The sequence below is a fragment of the Vibrio sp. 1S139 genome, assembly GCF_041439475.1.
In the GTDB taxonomy this organism is placed as follows: domain Bacteria; phylum Pseudomonadota; class Gammaproteobacteria; order Enterobacterales; family Vibrionaceae; genus Vibrio; species Vibrio crassostreae_C.
On the sequence record NZ_JBGOOD010000103.1, the window covers coordinates 1 to 9071 of the forward strand.

Sequence of the window (9071 nt, forward strand, 5' to 3'; positions counted from 1 at the left end):
ATTACGTTAGACGGAATTTACGCTGAGCTTAGTGCTTAAGGTTCTGTCTATGAATCACTCCTAGGCTATCACTATTCGTGATGGCTGTTAACTTTCTCTTATTATTTCAGGTGACATAATCTCGACCAATCCAACACGTAATAGATTATTTAGAGGAATGTATGAATACGTTAGAAAGAGTGTTTCACTCAGTGTTATTTGAAGTATTGGCCGTAACACTATCAATTATAGGCTTAGCGATATTTACTGATCATGATGTGAATGCCTTATCAGGAACCATGATAGTTGTTGCGACCATCGCGATGATTTGGAACTACTGTTTCAACCGCATTTTTGATCGCTACTTCACGGGTGAAAAATCAAAGCGTTCGCTGAAATTGCGTGTTTTTCACGTGGTGTTGTTTGAAGCTGGTCTTCTCATAGCGACAATCCCAGTGATGGCTTTCTTGCTTAATGTGGGGATTTGGCAGGCATTCTTAATGGATATCGGCGTGACCATTTTTATTACCATTTACGCGTTTGTGTTTAATCTGATTTATGATCATATACGAGCATTCTGGGTACGCAGAGCGGACTTAGCCGTTCAGTAATCTACCAAGTCAGTAAACACGAGCTTGGTTACTAACCGTTTGTTTATTCGTTATTTTGACGGAGATATTCGGTTAGTAGGCCTAGGTAACCCGGCACTGGTTGGCATTCAAAGTGGCGGTCTCGAATCTTTTCAATCTCTTCCGCTTAATAGTTAGTGTAACCCTATGCACTTATTGTTCGATATGTAATTTGAATTTGTATGTGTCGTAAAATGGTAAATATCTTAATTAAAACTTAGCCATCATAGTCATTCGCCCATCACCAGAGCAAACTATGAACAAGTTAAGTTATGACCGAAAAATGCCGCTATACGTGGTGTCTGCACTTGTCCTCAATATGGCATTTAGCTTGTGGTTGCTGAGTATTGCTTCTACGCCAGCCATGTTTTTTTCGGTGTGTGCGTTGTTTTTACTTAGCACTCTTATTACCGCACGCCTTTATCGACATGAAATGGCTCAAAGCAAGAATAACTTGTCGGAAGCGATCATTGATGGTGTCGCAGGTTTTATTGTCCTCGATAGTCAATTGAGGGTCATACAAGTGAATCAACAATTCTCTCGGGTTTCAGGTTATGCCTTTGACCAAGTCGAATCTCGTCCGATTTCTGATCTCTGTTTTATGAATAACAGCAGCCTAATCACGACCATTACTCGCTCACTGAAAGAAAACCAGAGATGGAAAGGTGAGTTGAGTGGCGTCAGTCGACTTGGTGAGCAGTTTACCGTAAACGTTGTGGTGGAAAAGCTAACTGAAATTCTGCCGCACAATAACAAGTACGTGGTGACCTTTACGGATATTAGCCGACGCAAGATATTGGAGCGTCGATTAAGAATGCTGGTGGAAACGGATTCACTGACAGGGTGCTGGAATCGACGCCGCTTTGATAACGACTTAAAACATTATTCTAACCTGGCAGAGCGTTATGGTTACACACATTCCTGTTTGGCGTTGATCGATTTAGATCACTTCAAGGCTATCAATGATAATCACGGTCATGACCAAGGTGATTCAGCGCTGAAAGAGGTCGCTGAACTGTTGAGAAACAACAGCCGAGACACTGATATCGTCGCGCGAGTAGGCGGAGAAGAGTTCGCTATCTTGATGCCTGAAACCAATTTGGCAGAAGCGTTTGAGGCGATGTATCGACTGAAAGAAGTGATTACCAAAGGGACAACATTGAACCTGACCGTGAGCAGTGGTGTGTCTGAAATACAGGCGCAAGCCGAAGCGACCTATCGCAGTGCAGATAAGGCACTTTACCGCGCTAAAGGTAACGGGCGAAATAGAGTGTGTAGCTCTAGCCCAGGCTGTGCTACTCCAATTGCCCTTGGTTAGATGTAGGCCGTGCTTGGTTAATCAATCGAGCGAAGCCTAAGCCGAGATTGAGCGTTGGTAAATCTTCGGCGTAAGGCCAGACACACGCTTAAATGCACGAGAAAAATGAGAGATGTTGGTGTAACCGAGTTGGCTAGAAATGTAGGTCAGCGTGTGGCCTTCTTCCATCAGCTCGCAAGCTACAGAAAACATCAGGTTCTCTTTGATCTTTCGATAAGTGGTGTTTTCATTCTTGAGTTTGCGTTGGAACGTTCGCACTGAAAAGTTGAGCAGCTCTGCCGCCTCTTCAAGAGAGAGGTCTTGTTCTTTCATGTACGGTTTTAGAAGCTCATAAATACTATCGGTAAAGCTGGTATGCCACTCAATAAGTGTCGGTTTTGTACTGAGGTCTTTAGACGTAAGACGGATTGGGAGTTGTAAGATCTCATCAGGAATCTGCACAGCAGTCGACGAATGATCAACAAACAGTTGGCAGTTACTTGATACCAGTGTTTTGACGACATCGATGTCATGCCCTTGCAAGCGAACTTTAGTCGGTAACCATGGTGATTGCGATAAAATGGTTATTAACTCGATGATATAAATAACAGCGAAAGCTTCGCCCCATTGAAACATAGGGGAGTTGTCTTCCGGGGCTGTCCGGCAAAACCAGTTCTGACCGTGTTCTTGGATAAACTCGACTTTGCTGCCTGGTGAATCATAGGCAAAGATTGAATTGATCTGTTTTAGTGCATCGCCAATGGTTTCGAATTCGGTAAATTGATGCAAGACATTTGGGATGATTCGACGTCGAAATGCGAGTCCAAGAATATCGGTGAACCGAGATACGCCAAGTTGGGCGGATGTCAGATAAATCAAACGTTTAATCGATTCTGATGGCACAAAGTCGCTTTCTGATTCAATGAGATCGGGCGGTAAACCAGAATCTTTGAGCAAAAGGTGGAGGTCGAGACCATAGTCAGAAAAAACCTGAACCAGAATTTTGGCGTAGTTCGTTTGAATTACCGGGACTTGGTAGTGACTAGAGCTCATTGGAATACAATCCTGTATATATTGTCGCACTATTAGACGTGCATATCATTTGCAACGTTTTGTTTACTAAATCTAACCCTATTTACTTGAGTTTTCCATCACCGGGCTTATTTTTAAAGTATTAATTTTGTTGATGTTAGTTATCTAGAAGGGAGTCCCATGTCAGAAGTCAACGGGAATGCGCAAGAAGCCAAGGAAGAAGTTGGCCAGCAAGAAAATGGAAAAGACAAAGTAAGAAAGGTCACCAACTACTTATTGTTGTTCGTAGCGTTCATGTTGATCTTCAGTATCATTTCAGACCGCATCATCCCTATTACTGATAATGCTCGTGTCAAAGGTTATATCGTTCCAATCAAACCTGAGGTGTCGGGTAAAGTGCTCGATATTCTTGTTCAACCTAACCAACTGGTTAATCAAGGCGATAAGCTAGCCATTTTAGATGAGTCTGATTACCAAATAGCCGTACAACAAGCCGAGCAAAATTTAGAGATTGCTGGCCAAAATGTCGGCGCGCAAACCGCGAGCATTGCTTCAGCTCAAGCAAAACTCACTTCAGCTATTGTTGAAAGACAAAACACCAAACTGCAAGCCAAGCGTGTTTTAGAGATGTCCGATAAAGGTGTCGTTTCTAAATCAGATGCAGATAAAGCGCGAGCAGCATTAGCGACCTCTCGTGCGGCGGTTGTGAATGCAGAAGCTGACCTTGACCGTGCTAAGAAACAAATGGGTAAAGAAGGCGAAGAAAATAGCCAAGTGAAAGCGGCGTTGCTGGCACTTGAACAAGCTCAATTGAACCTAGAGCGCACCGTGATTACTGCACCGACACAAGGTGGTGTCTCTAACTTTAGCCTGTCTGAAGGTTTCTATGCATCAGCAGGGCAAGCAATCATGACCTTTGTTTCAACCGAAGATATTTGGATTGAAGTTTATTATCGAGAGAACAGCCTAGGTAATGTAACGGTCGGTGATGAAGTTGAAGTGGCGTTAGATTTCGCACCGGGCAAAGTGGTAAAAGGGCGCGTAAGTAGTATCGATTGGGGTGTTGATTGGGGGCAAAATGACCAAGCAGGTAAGCTTGCTCAAGCTAGCCAACAAACGGGTTGGTTGCGCCAAACACAGATGCTTCCTATCACCATTGAATTTGATAATGAAGAAGTGACAGGCATGCTCCGAGTGGGTGGCCAAGCGGATGTGATTGTTTATAGCGGTGATAACTTTGTGTTCAACGCGATAGGCAAGGTATGGATTCGTTTGATTAGCGTATTGTCTTATGTCCGATAAGCCAATTCCTGACCAGCAAACACAGCAACGGATCCTGCGATTTACGGTCGGGGTCACGTTGGCTGTTTTCTTGGCGGCGTGGATAAACTGGCCACTTGCGTTTGTGGCGCCAGTGTTCACAGCTAAGTTCTTAATTGATAAACCAAATCTCCATAAAAAAACGGTCTACGAATTGCTCTTGGCCGTTGTGGTGACAATGGGGTTAGGTTTATTACTGTCGCGAGGAATTACCCATTATCCAATCCCATTGCTGATTTTAGTGGGGTTAATGATGCTGTGGGGTTACTACTTGTTTGTCGACCCAAAATGGAACCTGTTCGCCACCATACTGTTGATTGCGGTCTTGATGTTGCCATTCATGGCGATTGATAACCCTGGCGTTTCAGTCATGCTGGCCTCTGGCTTAGCGACCTCTGGTGTGGTTTCAGTCATGCTTTTTGCGTTAGTGCATGTGTTTTTCCCTGAGCCAAAATCGGCGTTCTCAGGCTTCGCTGCTGCGCCACTCGAAAAGAAACAGCGTTGGTATGCGGCCTTTAAGGCGATGATTATCTCCTATCCTGTGGTGTGTTTTTTCTTTATTTTTCAAATATCTGAAGCTTTACTGACAATGATGTTCATTGCGTTGTTATCGTTGATGATTACGTCAGAGAAGTCGATAAAGTTGAGCGCTTTTCTGGTGATAAGTAACGGTATCGGGGGATTGCTGGCGATTGCTGCTTTTTCAATTCTTTCTATAGTACCCAACATTGTCTTCTATTCTTTGTTTATAGGACTTATTGCCATTCTTATGGCTACCAAGATCTACACGGTTCCCGAAAAAGCACCTATTTTCGCCACTGCATTTAGTACGTTGCTCGTACTGGTTGGTAGCACGTTGATGAGCTCCGGTGACATCGATAGCAACACTCTTATACGCATATTCCAATTAGTGTTAATTGGCATATATATGATTTTGGCTTCTCTATTCCTAGAAACACGGAATTGGAAGTTTCTACAAAATCAGCCTTAATTTTGTCTAACAAGGACGTCTCATGAAGTTAACCGATGATTTTTCAAAACAGGCGATAGACGCTGCCATCAAGATCGCAGCGATTGCCATGCTCGTGTATTGGTGTTTTTCGATTTTGCGCCCATTCATTCTTCTGGTGATATGGGGTGCGATCATTGCGACTGCGTTGTATCCAGTGGCGGTCGCAATTTCAAATAAAACCGGGATGTCGAAAGGTAAAGCCAGTGCATTGCTGAGCTTTATTGGTGTGATTCTTCTATTTATTCCTTTGGCGGCGCTTTCTTCTGGTATCTACACCAGCGCGACTGACCTGATGACAGGGCTTCAAGATGGCACATTGTCATTGCCTAAACCGAAAGAGTCCTTACAAGATATTCCATTAATAGGGGAAAAGGTTTATTCAACCTTGGTTGCCGCCTCCAACAATATTGAAGGCACTTTCATAAAGTATGCGGATGAACTTAAACAGTTTGCGACGAAAGCGGCTTCTGTTCTTGGCTCGTTAGGTGGCGGCTTTATTCAGTTCATCATCTCTACCATTATTGCGGGTGCATTCATGAGTAATGCCGATAAATGCAAAACCGGCGTGACTCACTTAGTGGCGCGTTTAACGGGCGGTAAAGGTGAAGAGTTGGTAGAGCTCTCTAAATCGACCGTGCGAAGTGTTGTGCAAGGTGTGATTGGTGTGGCTGTGATTCAATCCATGATGTCGGCAATCGGTTTGGTGATTGCAGGCGTTCCTGCGGCTGCGTTTTGGGCGCTAGCTGTGCTGCTCATTGCGATAATCCAACTGCCACCGATTCTTGCTCTATTACCTGCGATCATCTACATGTTCAGCGTTGAATCGACACTGGCGGCGAGCTTGTTCTTAGTGTGGTGTATTTTAGTGAGCGGCAGTGACGCTATCTTGAAGCCAGTACTGCTGAGCCGTGGCTCTCACATTCCAATGTTGGTAATTCTATTGGGTGCACTGGGCGGAATGGCGATGTCAGGCATCGTCGGTCTGTTTGTCGGTGCTGTGATACTGAGTTTAAGCTATGAGCTGATGATGGCGTGGCTTGGACTTGAAGAGAAAAACCAACAAGAAACTGAGAAAAAACCTGCAGAGGTCGAGGGAAAATAGATGAAGCCAGTCTCTAAAGACGACAACTTCTACTTCTTATTCTATGCACTGTTGGTGTTGTTTTTTGGTTGCGCGGTGATGCAGCAGTTTTATCCGCAAGGCCAGAAAACAATCCTATTTCTTATCATTATTACGTTGGCGAGTTCAATTGCCGGTATTCATAAAGAGCGAGCCTTGTATCGCTCTTGGTATGGGCTTTTATTGATTACGGCGCTCGTGTCTGGCGTGTTTTCATTTTTGGAAGGCTATAACCTGTCGATAGTGACGCTATCGGCGTTGGCTGTGTTCTTGTTTTCACACATTTACTCGGCGTTGAAGCAGGTGATGAAAGCCAAAACGGTGACACCCAATCACATTATCGGCTCCATCTGTATTTACTTGTTGCTAGGGTTTGCTTGGTCGACCATCTACTTGTTAATTTTAGAGATCTTTCCTAATGCCTTTAACGGGTTAGAAGAGCAAGTCTGGCTGACGAACTTGTTTAATGCGATGTACTTTAGCTTTATCACCTTGACTACGGTTGGTTACGGCGACATATCACCAGCTCTGCCTATTGCTCAATTCTTTGTGTTTATGGAATCCATTATCGGCAGCTTTTACTTAGCTATCATGGTGGCGAGTTTGGTGAGCATTCGACTTGCACAGTCTCAGTCCCAATAGAGCATTTACAAATAATAGAGCACATACAAACAAGCCCGGCAATCGCCGGGCTTGTTCTATTTTATGAGCTCAAAAGTCTCTTTAAGTTTGAACTCTGTGTGGGCGATGAACCTTAAGCTTCAGTGCCTTGAATCTTCTCTAATTCAGCGATAGTTGTTGGCGATACAAGCTGACCATCCATGTAATAGGTAACGTTTTGACCGTCTTTGATGCCCGTTAGAGTCGCTGTTTCACCAGATGTATAGACGATGTCCATTTGAATCGTGTTTTCGTCGATCTTAATCATCTCACCCGTTTCAATGGTGCGATTGTTAGAAATTGGGCCGACAGGGGCTTCTTTCAGGCTTGGGTCCAGCTCATCGTTCACTTTGAAGTGCGTGTCTGTTTTTGTATCAAATACGTGTGGTGAACCGCTGATAGGGTTTTTACCTGTCCAGAATTCAAGTGAGTTGAATACCACATAGTCTGCTGCGGTAGTAATACCGTATACAGGCGCTAATAAGAAGTTTACACCTGCACGAGCATAGCGGTTATCGACAACTTCAACGTTAAATTTCATCACTTTCCCTGTTACGGCGTTGCTGCCGATACAACCAGTTAGCGCAGAAGCCAAAACCGTTAGTCCTACAATTTTAAGTGCAATCTTTTTCATTTTAGTACCTGTATAAGTTAGAAGTCTGTTTCGTTGGAACAGGTGTAGTATGGTTTTTATTCGATGGTCAGTTTTACCATTTAGCGCCACTGACGATATAAAATGCACTCGGACTTTTGGCATCAAGCTAGGTATAAAACTGGGCACAAAAAAAGCGCGACCTAATAGGGCGCGCTTTGGGGTATTTAGATAAGTCGTAATGAAAACAACGACTCCCATATAGAATTACTTCATCACGTAGGTATAAGCCGATACGACAAGCCAGCGGAAAAATCGAAATAAAAGGGTAGTGGCTTTAAAGGCAAACTTGGCAATGGATACCATTGCTTCTGAACCAATGCTCACGCACTTATGCAAATCGGATTCTTTGTATTCTGAATAGGTCATCTGTTTTCTCATTTCTCGCGCTTGTCTTTCATATGTAAGTAACGACTCCTGTCTGGCGATATCCCCTGAGCGCGTAATGTACGAACTTTCGCCGATAGAGATTTACCATTTTATGCCAAGTGGGTTAATAACTAGCCAAAAGAGAAAGGGCTGAGAGAATTTAACGGCATAGCGAGGTGTAACTGATCAAGTTACCGAAAAAACGAGGGTAATAATGGTATGATCACGGGCTCAGCACCATAAGTGATAAAGAATAGGAAACAGAATGACTCACCTTACCGAACAGCAAGAAGCTGCAATGGCGACGTTTAAAGAAAACTTACACCTTCCAAATGGTGGTTTTCATAAACTGATTATCGAGCTAAGTAAGGAGTATCAGCTGCCTTTCCAAAAGGTGCGTGCGGTTTTAAAGAAAGCTCAAAAAGATGTTGAACGACAAATACGAGAAGATTCTACCAGCGTTGATGACACAGTACTGAGCCAAGCGAATTGGGTAAACATCATTAAGTCGAAGCTTGTTGACTTAGCGGAAGAAAACCAAACGGTCATGGATAAGCTGCAACAAAACCTGAAGTATCAAAAAGTGTTGTCGGCAACCGAGGGTTCAATCGCAAGCGAAGACGAACGTGACGAGTTGATTGAAGAGTTGATTCAAGCTTATGAGAAAGAGGTGTTCAAACCGTTACTGGCGATGTTGCATACAACGAAGCTGTATTGGAAGTTAATGCTGGTGGATGAGACATGTAAGATGAATGAGGAGAATCGTGAGAAGTTCAGTGATTACCCTCAACACATGCAAGCTGCAGAACACTTATATACTCTTGATCAGAAGTTAAGGTCGATGCCGTTAACTTATTAGTCCATGAATGCACTGATAATGACTCAATGGTGATTCAGAGTTTGATATAAGTTGGTTTCAATAGAAGTACGATAACCTAGCTAGCGTTCATAGACAGGATCTTAAGAGCTAACTTGTTTATTTAGATAGAAAAAAGGCTTCA

The 9071-nt window shown here is 43.6% G+C and carries 9 protein-coding genes; 7 read left to right on the forward strand and 2 right to left on the reverse strand.

Annotation, left to right across the window (positions count from 1 at the left end; genetic code table 11):
- Nucleotides 1-161 precede the first annotated feature (161 nt).
- Together ACED46_RS20725 and ACED46_RS20730 are read left to right on the forward strand one after the other, a co-directional pair.
- Nucleotides 162-590, forward strand: coding sequence for a PACE efflux transporter (locus ACED46_RS20725; RefSeq protein WP_371722339.1), 429 nt, complete (start codon nucleotides 162-164; stop codon nucleotides 588-590).
- Nucleotides 591-864: 274 nt separating this feature from the next.
- Entirely contained in the window at nucleotides 865-1926 is a 1062-nt protein-coding gene (locus ACED46_RS20730; protein ID WP_017061905.1) for a sensor domain-containing diguanylate cyclase, read from the forward strand.
- A 36-nt stretch (nucleotides 1927-1962) separates the two neighbouring features.
- On the opposite strand, the gene ACED46_RS20735 is transcribed toward ACED46_RS20730, so the two are convergent.
- Nucleotides 1963-2958, reverse strand: coding sequence for an AraC family transcriptional regulator (locus ACED46_RS20735; protein ID WP_017072267.1), 996 nt, complete (start codon nucleotides 2956-2958; stop codon nucleotides 1963-1965).
- A 159-nt stretch (nucleotides 2959-3117) separates the two neighbouring features.
- On the opposite strand from ACED46_RS20735, the gene ACED46_RS20740 reads away from it, so the two are divergent.
- The 4 genes from ACED46_RS20740 to ACED46_RS20755 are packed head-to-tail and all read left to right on the forward strand — an operon-like array spanning nucleotide 3118 to nucleotide 7031.
- Nucleotides 3118-4239 (forward strand): HlyD family secretion protein, encoded by a 1122-nt coding sequence (locus ACED46_RS20740; protein ID WP_371722340.1) that lies wholly within the window; start codon nucleotides 3118-3120, stop codon nucleotides 4237-4239.
- Nucleotides 4229-5248 (forward strand): DUF2955 domain-containing protein, encoded by a 1020-nt coding sequence (locus ACED46_RS20745; RefSeq protein ID WP_371722341.1) that lies wholly within the window; start codon nucleotides 4229-4231, stop codon nucleotides 5246-5248. The genes ACED46_RS20740 and ACED46_RS20745 overlap by 11 nt, the downstream gene beginning before the upstream one ends.
- 22 nt (nucleotides 5249-5270) lie before the next feature.
- Nucleotides 5271-6371, forward strand: coding sequence for an AI-2E family transporter (locus tag ACED46_RS20750; protein WP_136974477.1), 1101 nt, complete (start codon nucleotides 5271-5273; stop codon nucleotides 6369-6371).
- Nucleotides 6372-7031, forward strand: a complete 660-nt coding sequence (locus tag ACED46_RS20755; RefSeq protein ID WP_017064414.1) for a potassium channel family protein — start codon at nucleotides 6372-6374, stop codon at nucleotides 7029-7031. It abuts the gene before it with no gap.
- Nucleotides 7032-7143: 112 nt separating this feature from the next.
- On the opposite strand, the gene ACED46_RS20760 is transcribed toward ACED46_RS20755, so the two are convergent.
- Nucleotides 7144-7683 carry a DUF3332 domain-containing protein gene (locus ACED46_RS20760; RefSeq protein ID WP_371722342.1) on the reverse strand — a complete coding sequence of 180 codons (540 nt, stop codon included), beginning with the start codon at nucleotides 7681-7683 and terminating at the stop codon, nucleotides 7144-7146.
- A gap of 652 nt (nucleotides 7684-8335) precedes the next feature.
- Between ACED46_RS20760 and ACED46_RS20765 the strand changes: the two genes are divergently transcribed.
- A complete protein-coding gene (locus tag ACED46_RS20765; RefSeq protein WP_371722343.1) occupies nucleotides 8336-8929 on the forward strand; it encodes a hypothetical protein in 594 nt (197 codons plus the stop codon).
- Nucleotides 8930-9071 lie beyond the last annotated feature (142 nt).